14 protein-coding genes and 2 pseudogenes are annotated in these 20,766 nt (G+C 42.1%); 9 read left to right on the top strand and 7 right to left on the bottom strand.

The genetic code is table 11. The features are described from left to right. Positions 1-83 precede the first annotated feature (83 nt). Positions 84-818: a hypothetical protein gene (locus tag FD723_RS17080; RefSeq protein ID WP_179066384.1), complete on the top strand. Its 735-nt coding sequence runs from the start codon at positions 84-86 to the stop codon at positions 816-818. 113 nt (positions 819-931) lie between these two features. Here the strand turns inward: FD723_RS17080 and murJ are convergent, their stop codons facing one another. After that, the gene (murJ, locus tag FD723_RS17075; protein ID WP_179066383.1) at positions 932-2,536 is read right to left on the bottom strand and encodes a murein biosynthesis integral membrane protein MurJ; all 1,605 of its coding nucleotides are present in this window, start codon (positions 2,534-2,536) and stop codon (positions 932-934) included. A gap of 492 nt (positions 2,537-3,028) precedes the next feature. On the opposite strand from murJ, the gene FD723_RS17070 reads away from it, so the two are divergent. After that, entirely contained in the window at positions 3,029-6,046 is a 3,018-nt protein-coding gene (locus FD723_RS17070) for a GAF domain-containing protein (RefSeq protein ID WP_179066382.1), read from the top strand. 164 nt (positions 6,047-6,210) lie between these two features. On the opposite strand, the gene FD723_RS17065 is transcribed toward FD723_RS17070, so the two are convergent. Continuing rightward, positions 6,211-6,717: a pentapeptide repeat-containing protein gene (locus FD723_RS17065; protein ID WP_179066381.1), complete on the bottom strand. Its 507-nt coding sequence runs from the start codon at positions 6,715-6,717 to the stop codon at positions 6,211-6,213. Between the two features lie 168 nt (positions 6,718-6,885). Further along, complete coding sequence (locus tag FD723_RS17060) at positions 6,886-8,406, bottom strand: LCP family protein (protein WP_179066380.1); 1,521 nt, start codon at positions 8,404-8,406, stop codon at positions 6,886-6,888. A gap of 115 nt (positions 8,407-8,521) precedes the next feature. Between FD723_RS17060 and FD723_RS17055 the strand changes: the two genes are divergently transcribed. The 5 genes from FD723_RS17055 (at position 8,522) to FD723_RS17035 (ending at position 13,831) form a co-directional block, all read left to right on the top strand. Then, complete coding sequence (locus tag FD723_RS17055; protein ID WP_179066379.1) at positions 8,522-9,586, top strand: mannose-1-phosphate guanylyltransferase; 1,065 nt, start codon at positions 8,522-8,524, stop codon at positions 9,584-9,586. Between the two features lie 78 nt (positions 9,587-9,664). Then, positions 9,665-9,961, top strand: coding sequence for a membrane protein insertion efficiency factor YidD (gene yidD, locus FD723_RS17050; protein WP_179066378.1), 297 nt, complete (start codon positions 9,665-9,667; stop codon positions 9,959-9,961). 9 nt (positions 9,962-9,970) lie between these two features. After that, complete coding sequence (locus tag FD723_RS17045) at positions 9,971-11,617, top strand: AarF/ABC1/UbiB kinase family protein (RefSeq protein ID WP_179066377.1); 1,647 nt, start codon at positions 9,971-9,973, stop codon at positions 11,615-11,617. Positions 11,618-11,981: 364 nt separating this feature from the next. Further along, entirely contained in the window at positions 11,982-12,965 is a 984-nt protein-coding gene (locus tag FD723_RS17040; protein ID WP_179066376.1) for an ATP-binding cassette domain-containing protein, read from the top strand. A gap of 77 nt (positions 12,966-13,042) precedes the next feature. Continuing rightward, a complete protein-coding gene (locus FD723_RS17035; protein ID WP_179066375.1) occupies positions 13,043-13,831 on the top strand; it encodes an ABC-2 family transporter protein in 789 nt (262 codons plus the stop codon). Between the two features lie 117 nt (positions 13,832-13,948). Here FD723_RS17035 and FD723_RS17030 read toward each other — a convergent pair. From FD723_RS17030 to FD723_RS17015, 4 genes and pseudogenes are all read right to left on the bottom strand, one after another. Continuing rightward, a pseudogene (locus FD723_RS17030) lies at positions 13,949-14,453 on the bottom strand (hypothetical protein). A gap of 96 nt (positions 14,454-14,549) precedes the next feature. Beyond that, positions 14,550-16,274: a serine/threonine-protein kinase gene (locus tag FD723_RS17025; RefSeq protein WP_179066374.1), complete on the bottom strand. Its 1,725-nt coding sequence runs from the start codon at positions 16,272-16,274 to the stop codon at positions 14,550-14,552. A 228-nt stretch (positions 16,275-16,502) separates the two neighbouring features. Beyond that, complete coding sequence (locus tag FD723_RS17020; RefSeq protein ID WP_179069179.1) at positions 16,503-17,339, bottom strand: alpha/beta fold hydrolase; 837 nt, start codon at positions 17,337-17,339, stop codon at positions 16,503-16,505. 105 nt (positions 17,340-17,444) lie between these two features. Next, positions 17,445-19,355, bottom strand: coding sequence for a GTPase family protein (locus tag FD723_RS17015; protein WP_179066373.1), 1,911 nt, complete (start codon positions 19,353-19,355; stop codon positions 17,445-17,447). Positions 19,356-19,614: 259 nt separating this feature from the next. Here FD723_RS17015 and FD723_RS17010 point away from each other — a divergent pair. Next, a pseudogene (locus tag FD723_RS17010) lies at positions 19,615-19,752 on the top strand (MFS transporter); the annotation flags it as partial. Positions 19,753-19,796: 44 nt separating this feature from the next. After that, positions 19,797-20,756 carry an N-acetylglucosamine kinase gene (locus FD723_RS17005; RefSeq protein WP_179066372.1) on the top strand — a complete coding sequence of 320 codons (960 nt, stop codon included), beginning with the start codon at positions 19,797-19,799 and terminating at the stop codon, positions 20,754-20,756. Positions 20,757-20,766 lie beyond the last annotated feature (10 nt).

The following is a 20,766-nucleotide window of genomic DNA, read 5'->3' as shown; positions in this document are numbered from 1 at the left end:
GCCTTAGCCACAAGTAAACTAGGTTAATTTTTTTAATTAGCTCTTCCCGATTAAAAATTAAATTTCCACAGAGAAAAAAGCAAATGAGCCAAAGTCTAAATATTCAGGAAATTGCCATTGCGATCGCAGCGAAACAGCACAATCCGACAATTTTAACTCCAGACTTTCTTAAATATAGTGGCATTGTTCCTAGTGATTGGGAACTTGCTCAACCCCCAATTCTCACAGATTCGGCTGCTCAGGTAGTCTTTCAAAACAGCATTAATATAACTGCACAAGTCAATCGGATTATTTTTACTGAGGTGATTGCCACCAAAGAAGCTACAGATGTGGAAATTCCGGCTCTAGCTCGCAAATATATAGAGACATTGGCACAAGTAGACTATCTTGGGGTGTCTATTAACTTTCGGGGACATGTTTTCTTCGAGCAGCCAAACAATACAGCACGCAACTATATCTTGGCCACACTACTGAATCCTGGCCCTTGGCATGACTTTGGCACAGCACCGGTGCAAGCGGCAATGCGGTTCGGTTACACCCTAGAAGGAGCGCAACTGAGCTTGGATATCAATGAAGGAGGCTTACAATTGCCAGATAATACAGTGCGGCCTATTGTGCTGTTCACCGCTAGTTTTAATCACGCAATTGTTCAAGAAGAACAAAGTCAGCGCCTAGCGATTATATCAAAAATCATTAGCAACTGGCGGACAGATTTAGAGGCTTACACAGAACTTGTGGATACCAAGTTTCTCAACTCACCATATCAGATAAATCTAGTACCAAATCAATCTATCATCCCCACAGCAAGAATTTTTTGATGCCATAACCGAAAATGACTCATGATACAGAGCAACTAAATTTATTTATGGGGATCATTAATTTTTAATTTTTAATTTTTAATTCGGAGCAAAGCGACGTGACTTATCGTCAGTTATTGCTTCAAAAAACGCTGACGTAGACGAGATATAAATAGATTCACCTCTGGTATTTTCAGCCATGAAGCGATCGCAGCAAACACCGCAATCCCCACGAAGCCAGATATACACAATTGCAACACCAGAATCAGTAAACCAGTTTTACCTAACAACTGCTGAGAACCAAGCAATGTCCCATAGCTTGCTACCCCAGCTACCACGCTACCAGCAGCCAAACCCAGAATCGGCAAACTCCACTCACGCCAAGGTAAACCGTTGAGTTTGCGATCGAGTAACCACAACAGCATTAACATTGAACTGCAATTTACACCCACAGTTGCTAACACCAAACCGGGAGCGCCAAAAGGTTTCACGAAAAACCAATCCAATATAATGTTGAGCAAGATGTTAAAAACACTGATGCGAAAAGGTGTCTGTCCATCCCCTAAGGCGTAGAATACCCGCACCAAAACATCACGTCCCAAATAGACAAACATCCCAATTCCGTAAGCGACTAGCAATGATGAAACTAGCTCTGTGGCTTCTGGTTTGAAAGCACCGCGTTCATATACCACCTGTACAATGGGTACTGATAGGGACACCATCAGCGCCCCTAGCGGTAGCATAGTGAAGGCAGTGAGTAAGAGTCCTTGGCGAATGCGTAATTTTAAATCTGGCCAATTTTCGGGGCCGGCAAGTTTGGCAAATATCGGTAATAGAGGCAGTAAAATGATATTAGAGATAATCCCCAAAGGAGTTTGGACTAATAAATTTGCATAGTTAAATCCTGCCGCCGCACCAGGGATAGGACTAGCAAAATAAAGGTCAGTGGCAACATTAATTGGCATCATTCCAGAGGAAACTGTCGCCGGAGTCATGATTCTGATTACTTCTTGAACGCCTGGGGATTTAAACTCAAACCGTAGGCGTAATGTACCCAATCCTAACCGCCACTGGACAATTAACTGCACTAACCACTGGAGAACTGCTCCTGCTAAAGTTCCCCAAGCTAACACCATTCCACCGATTAAAGCGTACTCCGGTTTAATAATATCTTTGCCTAGTTGCATAGCCAAGATCCCAAGACCAGCAACAACGGTAATACTAGATAATAGAGGACTAATGGAGAGTAACCAATATTGATTGGCTGCATTGAGAGTCCCGAAGCCAATGCCAATTAAACCGGCAAATAAAGCCATCGGTGCCATAATGCGGAGTTGTTGAATAGCGATCGCTCTAGTTGTCTCTTGTAAACCATGACCGACTAAATCAATGATTGTATCCGCAAATAAAATTTGAGCAACTGTCACCAGCAACAGCACTCCAGCTACCAGCGTTGTCACAGTTTCCACCAGAGGAGCCGCTTCTTCTCGCCGCCGCTTGGCTAAAACGCTGACAAGCGCGCTGTGTAATGGCCCATTAACACCACCAAGTAAGATCAATAGAAAGCCAGGAATAATATAGGCATAACTATAGGCGGTGGCAGCAGCGCCAACACCAAATGCGGCAGCGATCGCTTGCTGCCGCACTAAACCGAAGACTTTACTAATTAATGTGGCTGCGGCAACAATGCCAGCAATTCCAGCGAAAGAACGAGAGGGTTTTTGGTCTTGTTGTGTCACGAATAATACCCGACAACTCTTACAGAGTGCATACTTTAAAACATTTAACCTGAAATTCCGCAGTCTGTCAGGTAAATTTCCAGAAATTAGTTATTTTAAATGCTTTCACCCTTGGTATTAGCAAAGCGAACACTCAAAATTAAATTCCTGAGATTGCTATGATACAGCGAATTGCTAGTTAGTCGAGTCGCATCAAGATTGCTGACCGGAGGCGGAGCATCTCTGGCTTTGCTCCTGTTAGCGCAGCCGTCCCATTCTAACTTCTGAATTCTGACTCCTGAATTCTGAATTCTCCTTCAATGTGTACAAGCCAAAATTATTTTTTAACTTATTACGAGGATAGATCGAGAAAGGGGAACTATAAGAATAACCATCTTCTAGGAAATAGTTAAACTCTGTAAAAATTTGCAGGTTGTCATATTTTTAACACCCTTTAACTCCGTGAAGTTTGGTGTGAGGAACCCTTGTATAAAAACCAAATAATCCAGAGCAATGGAACCCAATTCAAATTTCACAGAAAATCAACTTCTTTTGTCTAGCGCTCAACTTCAAGAGCAACTAGAGCAACAAAAGGCTCTGGCGAGTGTAATTGTGCGAATTCGCGAGTCTCTTGACTTAGAAATAATTTTTCAAACGACCGTTACACAAGTGCGTCAATTGCTACAAGCAGACCGAGTAGCAGTCTTGCAGTTTGAACAAGGAAAAGATTGGGAAGGAGAATTTATTTCTGAGGATGTTGCACTTGGTTGGGACTCAGTAATGGCAGTGAAGGTCTACAACTACTGCTTTGGAGAACAATTTGCTTCCAGTTATCAAGAAGGACAAGTGGAAGCAGTAGCAGATATTTACAAAGCGGGACTGAGTGATTGTCATCTGGCAATTTTGAGTAAATTTCAGGTACAGGCTAATCTTGTTGTTCCTCTATCGCGGAAGAAGGAACTGTGGGGATTGCTTTGCATTCATCAGTGCAGTGAGGCTCGTAATTGGAAAGAATCAGAAATTGAGTTTATTAGTCAAATTGCCGACCATCTTGCCGTTGCGATTCAACAAGCGAAGCATCTCCATGAAGTCCAATTGCAAGCTGCAAAATTAGCTCAAGCAGTTCAGCGCGACCAAGTAATAGCTAAAATTGTTGATGAAATTCGTTCACCCCTTGATATTGAAACCATTTTTAAAACCACAACTCAAGAAATACGTAAGCTGCTGCAAGCCGATCGAGTTGCCATTTTTAGCTTCAATCCCGATTGGAGTGGTCACTTTGTTGCAGAATCATTTACTCAAGGCTGGACTGCTTTAGTTGGCCTTGAGCCTGCGATCGCCGATACTTATTTACAACAGACGCAAGGTGGACGTTACGTTAACAACGAGACATTTATAGTTAATGACATTTATCAAGCCGGATTAACAGACTGCCATATCACCTTATTGGAGCAATTTCAGGCAAAGGCCTTTGCAACTGCGCCTATTCTCCAGGGAGATCAACTTTGGGGAATCATCGCTGCCTACCAAAATTCCTCACCCAGAGAGTGGCAATCTTATGAAGTCGAATCACTGAGCAAAATCGGTACACAAATTGGTGTAGCAGTTCGACACCATAAGTTACTGGCATACGCTCAGTACCAAGCAGAGCAACAAAAGACGTTAACTAGCGTAATTACTCGAATTCGGGAGTCTTTAGATTTAGATACAATCTTTCAGACTACTGTCACTGAGGCACGGCAAATGCTACAAGCAGACCGAGTGGCAGTCTTTCGTTTTGACCCGCAAAAAGATTGGGAAGGAGAATTTATTTCTGAAGATTTTGTGCCTGAGTGTAACTCGGTAATGGCAGAAAAAGTTTATGATTACTGCTTTGGGGAAAACTTTGCCCACCTTTACGCCCAAGGTCGAGTCAATGCGATCGCTGACATTCATCAAGGGAAGTTTCCTGGTTGCTATGTCCAAATCTTAGCGAAATTTCAAGTGCGGGCAAATATGGTTGCACCTCTATTAAAAAAAGGTGAACTTTGGGGATTGTTATGTATTCACCAATGCACTGCTCCTCGTTATTGGCAACCATCGGAAATTGAATTTGCCAGTCAAATAGCCGAGCAATTGGGAGTCGCATTAAAACAGGATTCTTATTTAAAGCAAGTTCAAATGCAGGTTGTTCAGTTAGCAGAAGCCACTGAACGGGAGAAAGCAATGGAACGACAAGAACTTTTAGCTGCAACCATTGATAAAATCCGCCAATCACTTGATATTAAAACTATTTTTAGAACCACTACACAAGCTGTGCGAGAGTTGCTCGAAGTCGAGCGAATTGCAATCTACCGCTTCAATCCAGATTGGAGTGGTAAATTTGTGGCAGATTCCTTCAAAGATGGTTGGAAACCTGTTATACAAGTCCAACCAATGATTATAGAGACTTTTGAGGACACAGACGACGATAACGAACTTCCGCGTAACGAAACCTTTGTGCCGATTCGGGAAGGTGAGAAATTATGGGGATTATTAGTTGCTTATCAAAATTCGCAACCGCGTTATTGGAAAGAGGAAGAAATTAATTTACTGGCTCAAGTCGGTGTGCAATTGGGAATTGCGATTCAGCAAGCGGAATTACTCGAACAAACTAAACGTCAAACCTTAGAACTTACTCAAACTCTACAAGAATTAAAACAAACTCAAACCAGGTTAATTCAGGGTGAAAAAATGGCAGGTTTAGGACAACTACTTGCTGGAGTCGCTCATGAAATTAACAATCCGATCAGTTTTATTTTTGGCAATCTGATTCATTTAGATGAATATACTCAAGAACTGTTAAAGGTGGTGAAACTTTATCGGGAAAATTCTTCTCTATTGCCAACTGTCAAAGAGAAAATTGACAAGACTGATTTGGACTTTCTCATCGAAGATTTACCCAAAACCCTTGAGTCAATGAAAGTAGGAACAGAGCGCATTTGTGAGATTGTGCTATCACTGCGAAACTTCTCTCGTACAGATGAGGCTGAATTGAAGCCTGTAGATATTCATGAAGGTTTGGATAGTACTTTGCTGATTTTAGGGCATCGACTCAAAAACAATAATGAACGCCCAGCTATTGAGATTGTGAAAGAATATGCTGATTTACATTTGCTCGAATGCTATCCTGCACAATTAAATCAAGTATTTATGAATCTTTTGAGTAACAGTATTGATGCTTTAGAGGAGAAGTTTAAAACTATCCAACAAAGGTATTTGAAATTATCCCAAACGTGTCCGAGAATACCCTTGACTATCTGGATTAGTACGCAAACCGTTAATAACCAGATTGTAATTAGAATAGCTGATAATGGTCTTGGAATTCCCGAAGAGGTGCGATCACACATATTTGACCCCTTCTTCACTACCAAAGCACCAGGTAAAGGTACAGGGTTAGGATTATCTATCAGCTATCAAATAATAGTTGAAAAACATCATGGTCAAATTAAATGTTCTTCTAGACCAGGAGAAGGAACAGAGTTTTTGATTGAAATTCCCAACGGTAATTAGAGGCGAATTTTCGACAATTATACCAATTGGAAAAAAGAATGCGACAAATAGAACATTTGTAGGTTGGGTGGAGGCTTTGCGTAACCCAATATGCTGTGTAGGTTGGGTTGCGCTCCGCTCCACCCAACCTACGTCTAATCCACTATTTTAAGCTTACGCCACTACTATCGACAACCCAAACTATCTCGCGTTGACACACCCGTAACCGGATTTACGCCATCGGCTCTTTCACACAGGAGGGAGACTTGATAACGATCAATTAAAGCATCGGTAAAATCAGCGCCAGTGACATCAGCTTCGTAAAAGCGGCTGCGGGTTAAAGTTGCTTCCGTAAAGATGGCATTCTTGAGGTTAGCACCATCCATAGTCACGCGATCGACTAAAGCGCCACTCAAGTTCGCACCTTCCAAATTTGCCTTTAACAAAACCCCTTTAGTCAGAATTGCATTAGTTAAATTCGCTCCTTGAAAATTTGTCCCCCGCATTTCCGCAGCTACAAATGTTACACCTGCCAAATCAGCATGAGAAAAGTCACGATTTTCTAAATTTATATTGTTGTAATTGATTGTGTTTACTTGAGCAAAAGCTGGTTTGGGATTAAGTATTATCCACCCAAATGCTAGTAGCAAAATCACAATCAAACCTAAAAAGCGCAGTAAAATCTTTTTCATAACTTTATTATTTTTCAGCAGTCCTTTTTCATTAGTCCTCTCTTAAAAAGTTATGAGCGGAGGTTTCCTCCGCTCAGACTTTGCGCTTTGTCATTTAACCAATGACCAATGACTAATGACTAATGACAAATTACCAATGACCAATGACCAATGACCAATGACTCCTACCTATTTCCAATCTTTACCAATGCGGATTGTCAGATCAGATTCTAAATCACCAATTGCTGACACTTCTATTTGACCCAAGCCTAAGACTTTTTTCAAATCAACTCCAACTCGTCGATCGCCTTTTTGGACAACAATCTGAGTTTGGCGCTGGGTATCTGGCCAATCAGGAACTTTGTAAATATTAGTAAAGCCTTTCTGTTTGAGATAAGCAATAACTTTTTCAGTTAGCTGAGGTTGATTGGAAGCATTTTGAATAGCAATTTTGAGGTTAGGAACCTGACGCATATCTGGTTTCAGACCAGGTACATTTACCCCAACATAATCATTCAGTAGGCTCTGTTGTCCAGTCATATTTAGCCAATAGCTATTAGGATCTTGGCTAAAACGGCTAAATGTACCAGGCAACACGGTCATTTGGAAATTATCTGGATCTAAGTTGAGTCCGAAATTTACCAACGCCATCATTTCTTCCATCTTCAGGTTGGTATCAAAGTATTTTCGCATTAAGCGAGTTAATTGAGGCAACCTGGGCAAGATGGTAGGACTCTTGAGGCGTTGCAGCAGAGCTGCTGTTAGTGCTTGCTGACGCTGCACTCTTGGCAAATCTCCCAAACCTGGTTCGCGGAATCGGACAAACTGTTCTGCTTGTTCGCCGTTGAGGGTTTGCCAACCACTGACTAAATTAATCGACAGCCGACTGCTAGAGTCTTTATATTCCATTGATTTCGGAACAAAAACCTCTACTCCGCCTAACTGATCGACTAACTGCCGTAATCCGCTAGTAGAAATACGGATATAGCGATCGATTGGGGCGTTATTTAAGGTACGGCTAACTACCCGTGCTGCCAAGACTGGGCCGCCTTTGGCATTGGCATCAGATACCTTAGTTAATCCCTTTTCTCCCTTTTCGGGGATGGCGATCATTGTATCTTTGGGAATGGAAAGCACTCTTGCAGATTTTTCACTAGGGTTAAGCCTTACCAACAGCATGGAATCGCTTTTCCCGGCAAAGCTTTCTGGTGAACCATCAACGGTACCGCTGAGTGGTTCAATCCCCATAATTAAAATATTCATGGGTCGCGAAAGCTGATACTGGGAGAGTTTGCTCCATAACTCCCCTGGTAGAGGAATTTTTTGCTCGTCTTTACCAGCAGTTCCTAAATCTTCATCTGTTCGATCGAGATTGCTCCATAAAGGAGTCCACAGCGCTAACGTTGACACCAGCAATCCAGATAAGATGATGCCAATGACAACCGTCGTAATCAACAACAGCCATCGAGGTATGGTTAAGCCCAGTCTCTCAGAAAGCTGATTGGGAATCGCACCCACTGATTCGACGACACTACGGTTCGGATTAGCCGGCTGGTTTAGTTCTACATCCTCCTCCTCTAAGTCGGGTATTGGTGCAGGCGCTAGTTGACTTTCCGTCCGTTGAAGTTGCGACGATCGCACTTCACTTTCAAACTCTACTACTTGTTGAGATGTAACCGAATTTTCCGACCATTCGACTTGTTTTATCACAATTATCTCCCCACTCAACCACTCCCTAAAAGTATGTTAATCCAAGCTACAAATATTGCCAGTGGAAAAGCTCACTGTAAACTTGTAATGTTCTTCGGTAGGCGTGTATGACAACATGAATACTTTATTGTTCCCCGTGATCCTTGCTGGTGGTAAAGGTGAACGTTTTTGGCCCCTGAGTCGCAAAGAACGACCCAAGCAATTTTTAAGTCTTGATGGTAGCTCTAGAAGCTTATTACAAGCAACCGCCGATCGCTTGTTAGCACTCGGAGGAAGTTGGGATACCTTGTGGGTCATAACTTCTAGTCAGATAGCTGAAGGGGTAAGACAACAATTACCTGATCTACCAGTTGAAAACTTATTGATCGAGTCCGAAGGAAGAGACACTGCCGCAGCCGTTGCTTGGACAAGTTTAGAAATCAAACAGCGCTATGGAGAAGACGCTGTGATTGGCTTTTTCCCTGCTGACCACTGGATTGCTGACCAAAAGGCGTTTGCACACACATTAAGCGCGGCTACGCAACTGGCAGCAAGCACAGCAGCGATCGTTACACTGGGGATCAAGCCTACTTTTCCATCAACCGGTTACGGCTACATTGAGCAAGGTGAAAAAATAGGTAGCTTTAATGAGTTGCCAGCTTATCACGTGAACCGCTTTACTGAAAAGCCCGACCGGGAAACGGCAGAAACTTTTTTATCTACGGAACGTTTTAGCTGGAATAGTGGAATGTTCGTTTTTCGGTCAGGGGTTGTTCTCAAAGAACTACATACCCATGCTCCAGAAATTATCGAACCTTTAGAACAACATGGCCCTGATATCTATCCCCAGTTGCCTAAGAAGAGTATAGACTATGCGTTAATGGAAAAGACAACTCTAGCATACGTTTTGCCAGTTGATTTTGGTTGGGATGATTTAGGAGATTGGAATGCGATCGAACGCTTACTGAAGACAGAGGACACTCCCAATGTGGAACTCGCTACCCACATAGGGCTGGATACCCAGGGGGCGATTATTTATGCCTCAAATCCAGAGGATGTAGTTGTTACTATTGGTTTAGAGGACGTGGTGATTGTGCGCGATCGCAATGTCACCCTCGTTGTAAAAAAAGAACGTACCCAGGAAATCAAGCAGATCCTTAAAATTCTCCAAAGCGATTCCCGATTTACCGACCTGCTATAAAAGTTAGAACCCCTGGCAGAGGCGAAAAAGTCTATTTTCCTATTATAACTTGACTGTCTGTTATTCAATCTGACAGTTATGGACATTATTAGCTTTGAGCCTCTCGCCAAGACAATGGCCATCGATTCTATTACTGCGTATCAAAAATATATTTCTCCCTCCAAAGGATTTTCTTGTTCCCATCGCTTATTACACGGCGGGGATTCCTGCTCTAATTACGTCAAAAGGATGCTGAGTGAACAGAAGCTCCAAGAAGCCGTACAATCATCCATAAAAAGATTTCAAGACTGTGCCGCAGCTAGCAAGACTTTAACAAGCACCAAAGCTAGAGCCGATTTCCGTTGTATTGTTATCCCCTGCTGCTTACCTTTTTAACTTACAAAAATGTTCCTCACCCAAACTGTTCCCCGTCAACGAGAAATCCTGGAAGTTTTCCTTCGCAATGGCTGGGACTATATGCGAAGGTTACTTACTGGTGGTAAAGCTGATGAACCGCAGCTACCGACACCTGCGGTTTTAAAAAATATTCTGGTAGACTTGGGGCCAGTTTACGTCAAACTTGGACAGCTACTCTCTACCCGTCCAGATTTACTGAGCGCCGCCTATATTGAGGAACTATCAACTCTTCAAGATGAAGTACCACCAGTTCCTTGGTCAGAAATCGAAATAATCCTCCGCAAAGAATTAAAACGTCCATTAGCAGAAACTTTCAGCACAGTTAACCCGATCCCCGTAGCAGCCGGATCAATTGCCCAGACCCATCGCGCTACACTAGCAGACGGTCGAGAAGTAGCTCTGAAAGTCCAGCGTCCAGGAATTGATATTACTGTTGTCCAAGATATTGCTTTAATTCAAGGTATTGCCGATTTAGTGGCGCGGACTGAGTTTGGGCAAACCTACGAAATCAAATCCATCGCCGAAGAATTTACCAAAGCTCTAGAAGCTGAGTTAGATTTTACACGGGAAGCGGGTTTTACAGACCAACTGCGACGCAACTTATCTAAAAGTCGTTGGTTTGATCCCACACAAATAGTAGTTGCAGAAATTAACTGGGAATTGACCACAGAAAAATTACTGGTGATGGAATGGCTAGATGGAGTGCCATTCCTGTCGGCGGATTTAGATAGTGATACCAATGGTAAAGACCCGACTGTACAGCGTAAAGAAATAACTACTTTGTTATTTCGGGTATTTTTCCAACAACTATATATTGATGGCTTTTTTCATGCCGATCCCCATCCGGGAAACTTGTTTTATCTCAAAGATGGCCGTGTCGCTCTTTTAGACTGTGGCATGGTGGGAAGACTTGATCCCCGCACACAGCAGATATTAACAGAGATGTTGTTAGCGATCGTTGATTTAGATGCTCAGAGGTGCGCTCAGTTAACTTTGCAGCTAGCAGATTCGGCTCAACCAGTTATTTTGTCGCGGCTGGAAAATGATTATGATCGGATGTTACGAAAGTATTACAATGTCAGCTTGACTGAAATGAATTTCAGTCAGATAATTTATGAAATTTTGCAAGTCGCCCGTAATAATAAAATTCGCCTACCGAGCAACATGGGTTTGTATGCCAAAACCATAGCCAACCTAGAGGGAGTGGCGCGGACATTCAACCCAGAGATTAATTTGATTGATGAAATCAAACCATTAATTACAGACTTGTTTCGTCGCCAGTTAATAGGGGATAATCCAGTGCGATCGCTCCTACGGACAGCCTTGGATCTGAAAAGTCTGTCTCTCCAATCTCCTCGCCAAATTGAACTGTTATTAGACCGTGTTACCTCAGAAACCTTACAGTGGAATCTATCACTACGGGGTTTAGATGGCGTGCGGCGCACTATGGACGATGCCGCTAACCGCCTATCTTTTAGTATATTAGTGGGTTCGCTGATTATGGGTGCGGCAATTATTTCCACCAGAGCGCAGACAACCCAGCTATCTTTTTTAAGCACCATCCTGTTTGCAGTCGCTAGTTTGTTGGGTTTGTGGTTAATTATCAGTACACTGCGATCGGGACGTTTACGGTAAAACCATTTTAAATTTTGGATTGAAGAAAAATCTAAAATCTAAAAATAATTAAAGGTCTGTAGTAAGCTGTCCTAGCTCTTAAAATAGGTTTAGAGCCGTTTACTACAAACTCATTTAATTAATACTGTATTACGTAACATTGTTTGATTTATTCTTGACCACTTATTTGTACTAATTCCCCAAGCTTGCACTTAATATTGGCGTAATTTGTGGTTCGTTTCATAAGCTAAAAAAATCTAATTTGCATAATCAAATTAAACATTAAATCTTGTGGGGTGGGCATCTTGCCCGCCCAGTATATGCTTAATTAAATTGTATCCTCATAGCTAATTAGTCTTACATCTGCGATTCTAATATCAAAAATATGTCAATCATCATTGCAGAAAATCTGAGTAAATCTTATCCAGTAGCAGTTAAAAATCCCGGAATTAAAGGTACGATTACACACTTGTTTCGCCGTACCTACCGCTCAATCAAAGCAGTTCAGGATGTTTCTTTTGAAATTGCCCCTGGTGAAATAGTGGGATTTTTAGGCCCAAATGGTGCCGGTAAAACCACCACACTAAAAATGCTTACAGGGCTGATTCATCCCTCTGGCGGTACAGTCAGAGTCGCTGGACAAATTCCGTTTCAGCGTAAAGAAGCATTTTTGCAAAAAATTACCTTGGTAATGGGGCAAAAACAGCAGCTAATTTGGGACTTACCAGCACTCGATTCTTTTAAAATTAATGCCGCTGTATACAACATCTCTGATAAAGAATTCCAGCGGCGGGTGGGAGAATTAACAGAGATGCTTTCCTTAGAAGGCAAACTTACCCAACCAGTACGGAAGCTGTCTTTAGGTGAGCGGATGAAGGCAGAATTGTTGGCAGCACTGTTGCATCATCCCCACGTATTATTCCTAGATGAACCGACGCTAGGATTAGATGTAAATGCTCAGGCAGCAGTACGCGAGTTCTTGCGCGAATACAATCAGCGTTATCAGGCGACAGTGCTATTAACAAGTCACTACATGGCTGACATCACAGCTTTGTGTCAACGGGTGCTATTGATTCACCAAGGAAGGCTGATGTACGACGGTAGCTTAGATGGACTGCTGGAACGTTTTGCTCCTTACCGAGAAGTCTATATAGAGTTAGCCCAACCTCTACCAATAGAAAAACTTATGACTTATGGTGATGTGAAACTTTTAGAAGGGCGAGCAGTGCGTTTTATGGTATCGCGAGAGGCACTCACCCGCACAGTATCTCAGATTTTAGCGGATTTGGAGGTAATTGATTTAACTGTCACCGAACCGCCTGTAGAAGAAGTAATTGGACGAGTTTTTCAGGCAGGTGTTGTGGAGTAGAGACGCGATTAATCGCGTCTTTATATCTTTATAAGAGTGGAGAATTCTGGGTAATTTTTGTAGTGGGAAGTGAATAAATGAAACAGATAATCAGAAAAGCCCTAACTTTGCTGTTAGTATACTACGCCTATATGGTTGAGTATCGGGCAGAACTAATCTTATGGGTTTTAGCTGGGTCTTTACCAATTATCCTTATGGGTGTCTGGATACAGGCAGCACAAGGAGGACAGTTTGGGCTATCACCTGTGGATTTTGCTCGTTACTTCATTACAGTTTTTATTGTCAGACAACTAACCATTGTTTGGGTAATTTGGGACTTTGAAAAAGAGGTTGTAGAAGGCAAGCTTTCGCCCAAGTTACTACAACCGCTCGACCCAGTATGGCATCACGTTGCAGGGCATATTTCTGAAAGATTTGCTCGTTTAACCTTTGCTTTTTTATTAGTGGGATTATTTTTTATTCTCTATCCCCAAGCTTTTTGGATACCAAGTTTAGATAGATTTTTGCTCTTTATATTGGCAGTAGTGCTAGCTTTTGCTTTGCGATTTTTGATTCAGTACACCTTTGCTATGTTCGCCTTTTGGACAGAACGGGCTAGCGCTTTAGAAAATTTCTGGTTGTTATTTTATCTATTTTTATCTGGTTTGATAGCACCTTTGGAGGTCTTTCCAGAAGCAGTGCGAAAAATAGTTATGTTTACGCCTTTTCCCTATTTAATTGATTTTCCTGCGAGTCTTTTGATAGGGCTACCTGTGGATATAGGGCGGGGATTTTGGTCAATGGTGGGTTGGATATTAGTATTTTTGGGTGCGAATCGCTGGCTTTGGCGTATGGGTTTGAAGCGGTATTCTGGGATGGGAGCATGAACAATTTATCGAAATAGGATTCAGGAGTCAGGAGTCAGAATTAATTTTGTACGACTGGCGAATGAATAAATGGGTTCAAGATACCCCACCAGTTGATTCTGACTCCTAAATTCTTCTTCAAATGAATTGACGTAATTCATCTAGAGTATTCACGCTCTTAATTCCCTGCTGAATTGCTCTTAATCTATCTAAATCGGAAATTTGAGATATTTCTGGCATCACTTGCAATCCTTCAGTCCCGAACTTTATCTCTAAAGCGAGTTCAATACCTGACACTATCTCTTCTTGCCGTCCTTCTTGCCGTCCTCGTTCTTCCCCTTCTCTCAAAATTTGTTGATACCAGGGAGATTCGCGTAATATTGCCATATCCCACCTCATGATTTGCTGAACTAAAGCGCTGTCTAATACGAAGGTAGCAAAAAAAGCCATAACGGTTTCTAACTGGCTCAATTGCTCATCGGCGCGGAGAATTTGCAATGCCCGTTGCACAGTCAATTCTTCTGAATTCAGAGTTGAGAATTTCACCAGATACAATATCGGGAATCTGTGTTACCCATTTTACCCAATTTTCGGGTGCGAGGCTGATTAATCGCTTGGTGCTAATATCTGCTGCTTTAGCCATAGAGAATGTAGATGACTATAGTTGTAGTTTATGGCTAAAGTGGTAATTGTTCACGATGGGCTATGCCTATATACTGATTGTACTTTGCTATAGATTTTATAAATTGCTCGGTATTGTCTTAAACTTCTGTGCCGAACCCAAAGAATAATCTTCTAATTTAAAATCAGCAAAAGGCTTCTTCTCTAACCTATTTCTTAGCGCCTCGTCAAGAATCACACCTGCTGATTTTTTTTTGACGCCGATGATTACAACACTTCTCTGATATGCAGTTAAATCTTGATTTATTTGACAATTACTTCGCTGAAATTGACCCAAATTCAATAAGCGATATTTTTTTAAATTTGGTGTATTAGTAAATATTTTTTTCACTAAAAGTTGTATTTGCTTGGAACGTTCTAAAGCTACACGTTCTTGAACTGCTGTATCACTTTTGCAAGAAGCTGTGCCTACAGAAATGATTTCATTAGGAGCTTCCATTATTTTCTCTATACCTTCTTGCTCTAGATTCAATTTTAAAAGGTCAAGACTAATAATTTCATCATTATATTTTATTTGAAAGTTACTATCTAAAAGCCATTTAAATTCTGGTGATAAAACTGCTATATTAAACTCAGCTATTCTCCCCTGACTATCTCTACCTTCCTTGTAAGAAAAATAGTCTATGTTACCCTTTTTTTCGGGATATTGTTTATAATTTGAGACTTCAGAAAAATCTGAGTTTCGCATCGCCAAAGCTACTATACTTAGTAATCCTAACACTAATAGTAGTGCCGCAAAAAATGCTATTAATGGCACTTTTTCTGGCTGCTTATTTGGAATTAATAAGTTGTCATTAATCGGTACAGGTGAACTTTCAATTTCAGGCGATTCTCGTATATTAATATTTGTAGGATTATTTTTTATTAGCTGGGTTTCAATTTCTTCTAGGTAAAGCAAAATTTCCTGGGCATTAACAGGGCGTTTTTCTATATCAGTTGCAGTTAGCCAATCAATTAAATTCAATAGTAAAGGTGAAATATGGATGGCATGATTTTGCCAGTGCAACAAATTGTGCTGGACATCATACATCTCTAAAGGATGGTATCCCGTCAGCAAAAATACAAAGGTGCGTCCCAAAGCAAAGAAATCTGATTGCGGTACTGCTTGACCATTCATTTGTTCTGGGGCGCTGTAGCCAGATGACATTAGTGCTGTCATCTTGTCGCCTTTGTTAAGTTGGTCTTGGGAGGTTTTAGTAATTTCACTGGCGGTGCCAAAATCAATCAGTACTAGATTTCCCCAACTCTTCTCATAGGAGGATCTAATCATGATGTTAGATGGCTTAATATCTCGATGTAGATAGTGTTTGCTATGTACTACATTCAAAATTTCTATTAACTGTCTTAACCAGTCTATGGCTTGTTCTTGGGATATGGGGCTATTTTGGTGCTGCTTTAGCCACTGTTCTAAGTTGTAGCCATCGATTTTTTCCATTGCGATGCAATGCAGTACTAAACCATTTCGGGTTTGATACTGGAAGTAACTATCTTCTTTGGGAATGCCGGGATGTTTGAATTGTCCCAACACGGTTACTTCTTGCTGAAATAGTTCTACTGCTTTGGCATCGCCTGATAAATCCTCTTGGAGTATCTTGAGAATCTTGGGGATATCTTGTTCGTATGCCTCATAAACTTTACTAAAACCTGTTTTGTCACTCAACAGAGATTTCACCCGATAACGCCCTAGCAATTCCAGATGGGAACCACAACTTTGACAAAAACGGTTTTGATGATTATTCGGGTGATTTGGTTTGGGGCAAACGGGATTGATACAAAAGCTCATGAGTCGGGAATGGGGATTTGGGAGTGGAGGAGATGGAGGAGATGGGGGAGATGGGGGAGATGAGGGAGACAAGGGAGACAAGGGGGAATTATTGAATAGTCTCTTCCTTGTCTCCCCCCTCTTCCTTGTCTCTCTTGTCTCTTCTTCATACCCAATGCCTAATGCCCAATGCCCCTATTAATTCTTCTGTTGGTGTATGATAATCCCGTCCAATAATGATGAGATTTTTTATCTGTATTCTGCCAAGAAAGCTGCCACTGTTTGATTAAATGCCTCTGGTTGTGTCAAAAATGGCCAATGATTACCGGGAACTTGGCAGATACGTAAGTTTTGAAGATAGGTTTTATAGGGTTGGATTTGCCAATTTTGGCGGTTCAGTCCTTGTTTTGGCTGGACGAATAGGGCAGGGGTGTCAAGGGGAATTGTAAAACCGGGCACTTGCATTACTGCCTCAAAAATCCCGTCACGGGCAGCTATGGTAAATTTGCTGCCCCAACTCCCATCGGGTTTTTGTTCTATTCCTGCTTGGAAGACTTGCTGCTGCAAGTAACTCCATCCTTCATATTGCTTTAATTGCCGTGCTTGTTGTTCGGCTTCTTCACGACTAGGGAAGGGGCCCATACTTTTGAGAAAAGGCAAGAAGCGATACAACATTGGAAAAGTTAACCTGAAAAGGCTGGGCATTTTCCAGATGAAAATCGGATCGACTATAATTATACTCCGTAAACGCTTTGGGTTTTGTCTTGCCCAGATGGCGGCTAATTTGCCTGTCCACGAATGACTTACAATGTGGGCAAAAGTCCATCCAAGATGATCCATGAGTGCTTCAAGGTCTGCGATCGCACTCTCAAAGCTATAATCTATTTCTGGTTTACTACTTTGGCCATGTCCGCGCATATCTGGCGCAACGATGTGGTAGTCTGCCGCCAAGTAATCTCCTAAACTAGACCATACCAGGGCATGGTCGCCTAACCCATGCAACAGCAATAAAGGTTCTTGGCCTTGATTCCACTCTAAATAAGAAAGTTGGATATCAGGCTTTGATAAAGTTTGACGTACAGGCATCATTGCACATTCAGCCGTAGATAGTTTTGCGCTTATATGGTATCGCGGAAGATGGGACTGGGAACTGGGGGCTGGCTTTCAAGGGTAGGTGTTTAAGAAAGTTTGTTATTTAGCGATCGCCAAATAATACTCAAATCGCTCCCGGAGTTGTTCAACCGTTAAATTTTGAGTCCAGTACTCTACTAGGGCGTGACCAAATGCCCAGGCGTTGCGATCGGGTGCAGCGGAGTTTTCTAGCAGTAACGGCCAAAGGGATAGCAATTCAAAGTTGAGCGAGTTGGAGTTGCCTGTCTTCAAGAGCGAGAAAAGTTCATATCCCATTTGAAGTTTGCCAATCACAATCGGCAACTGTTCCACGGGAATTTGCTCTGCCAACATATATGCTAAAGCTGGAGATCCGGTTGAGAGTGTAGAAACAAACTGGAGGACGGGACTTTTGAGCAATGATGTTAGTCCTTGTGTTGTCGTCATTTGGAAGGTATAGTGGTCGATGATTTTGGCGGCGGCGACGATGCGGGCTTCTAAGTTACGCAAAAAGCGGGCGAGACGGAGTTGCTTGGTAGGTGCGATCGCATCAACTAATCCCAACGATAGCGCCTCCATTCCCCAAGGAACTCGATTTGTTTTGCTGTCACCTGTAACCACAGGTAAAACTAGATTACAGAAGTTTCCCAGCAGTTTGGCACGATACTCAGTGGCTTCGCGAATGGCAATTTCTTTGGCGCGATCGCCCCATTCCCAATCATAAGGCGGTTGCCATTCGCGGATGGGACGCAAACGATCTACCTGGGTGATGATCGCGATCGCAGGTAAATCTGCAACTTCTGCTTTGATATCTTGCAAAAAGTCCACATCCATTTGCAAGGCAGGATCGAGAGCAGGGGTAGCTAATAGCAGCAAATCTGCGTTGATGGCATAATCAAGCACCAAATTTCGGAGATCGGCACGGTTGACTTGTTCATAACCAGGTGTATCCCAAAGCGTTAGGGTTTCCCCGCCTTGAGTCTGCCATTGATAATTTTGAATGCGATCGGTACTGGGTAAAACATCAACAGCTGCGAGATCCGCCTGAAATAGCGTGTTAATCAGGCTACTTTTTCCCGATCCTGTGCGCCCTACCAGCAGAATATTAACGGGTTTTTGCTCAACCACCTCGGCTGGTTGAGCTTGAGTTAAGATTTCTCGGAGTGTTTGGGTTTTTACCTGGGGTAAAGTTGGTGTGGAAACTACGGTTGCTAAAACTGGGCTGCGTCCGTAGAGTGCGATCGCCTGCCGACATAAGTTTCTCAGGGCAGCTTCCCGGAATAACTGGCTCAAATTTCCCAGCAATTGCTGAGTTGCTTGGTTACTGGAACCCTGGCTAGCTTGTTTTGCCACTGCCGCCACCGGATTTAAAACCCACTGTGCCCAATTCCAAACACGCCAGAATTTTCGGGCTGATGGCTCCAACTTTCGGTAGACTTCATATCCTTGATATGCTTGTCCCACCGTTACCTGATTGAGAATAGGGGATAACTTTTGCATCCACTGATCCATATCATCCACCGTTCCGCGAATCAGCCCGTAAGCTTGGGGGACGTAGATATTCAGCAGAGGATATTGAATCTGAGGATTGTAAATATGAGCGATCGCCACGACTAAATCTTGGCAGCGCGTCCAAAAAGTTTGCCAGTCTTCCCAAATGGGGCGATCGCTTTGTGCTGCTTGCAGAATTTCTTGGAGTGCGGTTTCTGCAAGCTTTGTAGTGTCACTTCCCACTGGTTGTACTGTATCTTCTGCCGTCGATTCCAGTTCTTCACGGACTTGAGTTAATACAGCTTCTATTTGGTTAACAGCTGGTTGAGTCCATTTGACTAGCAGCCAACGCCAACCCACGAATAAAAGAGTAAATACACCCCAAATCCAATTAATGCCCCACGCGTGAATTTGCGAACCGGCGGATACCAGTAAAAAAATAATGATAAACGCGATCGGGATTGCTAATACAACCCACTGCCACGGTTTTAATCGCACCATTGCCTCATACCTGCTTTGGTTAGACTGCTTATATTGCTATTGTCGATCTAAATCTGGTTGTGAGTTCTGGATTACTGCATGTATTAAAGTGTAATAATAGCTCATACCAATTTTATATGAAGCTGCATATATATAGAGAAAACAAACTCGATAAATTAAAAGAACAATGAGCCGCCCTTTTAAGATTGAAATCGCAGAGAGCGAAGAAGAACTTAAAAAACGTCTACAAACAGCCAACTTAGGGAATCAGAAAGAAAATGGCATCATGGCTTTAGGGATGATGCTACCAGGTTTAATTAGCGGTTATCTGCAAAAAGCTTTTGGCTATCCATTATTTTTCATTTTGGTTTGTTTGTTAACTATTCGTGGGATAATTGCTCTGTTTTTTATACCTTGAAAAGAAGAACCGAAGCGTCAAAATAATTAACATTATTACAGTTCATGAGTTATATTTTGGGAATAGATGGCGGTGGTAACAAGACTGTTTGTGTCTTGATGGATGATTTGCGTCAAGTACTAGGTCGTGGTGAAGCAGGCCCATCTAATTATCAAACTATAGGTATTGAAGCAACTTTACAATCTATTCAATCAGCAATTCACAATGCAGTTGAGGCAGCAATAATTACAAATATTGTGAATATTGATGCGATATGTCTGGGTTTAGCTGGTGTAGGTCGTGCAGCAGATATAGAAGTAGTAAAAGGTTTAGTTGATGAGTTACAGAATAAAAAATCTCTGCCTATTAGTTGGGCCTTAAAGCCAGCGAATATTGTCATTTGTAACGATGCTTTAATTGCTTTATTTGGTGGAATTAGTCAACCTGTAGGAATTGTGGTTGCAGTCGGTACTGGTTCGATAGTTTTTGGACGAAATTACCAGGGACATACTAAGCGAGTCGGCGGCTGGGGGTATATTTTAGGAGATGAAGGTAGTGCCTATAAAATTGCGATCGCAGGTATGAATGCAGCATTACAATCTCATGATGGACGGGAAATATCAACGAGTTTGCTAGAGAGTTTCAAGCAGCATCTTGATTTGGAAAGTATAGAAGATTTAATAGAAGTAATATATCGGCGAGAATGGGGAGTTAAACAGATAGCTGCTTTAGCACCAGTTGTAGATTTTGCAGCAGCGTCAGGTGATATAGTAGCGAATCTTATAATTGATGATGCTGTAAAAGAGTTAGTAAAAGCTACATCTACAGTAATTCATGCAATTTTTAGTGCTGACTCAGTTTTAGAAGTAGTCACAACAGGAAGTGTGTGGCGTGGTAGATGCAAGATCCATGAGAGATTTTCTGCATCTCTTATTAAGAAGTTTCCTAATGTAAATGTGATTTTTCCGAGGTATGAGCCTGCTTATGGTGCTTGTTTGTTAGCGTTACAGACAACTCAAAATTGACGCGAAGAAA

Origin of the sequence: Nostoc sp. C052 (assembly GCF_013393905.1) — a bacterium.
Taxonomy (GTDB): Bacteria; Cyanobacteriota; Cyanobacteriia; order Cyanobacteriales; family Nostocaceae; genus Nostoc.
This window is presented reverse-complemented; position numbering and strand designations above follow the sequence as displayed.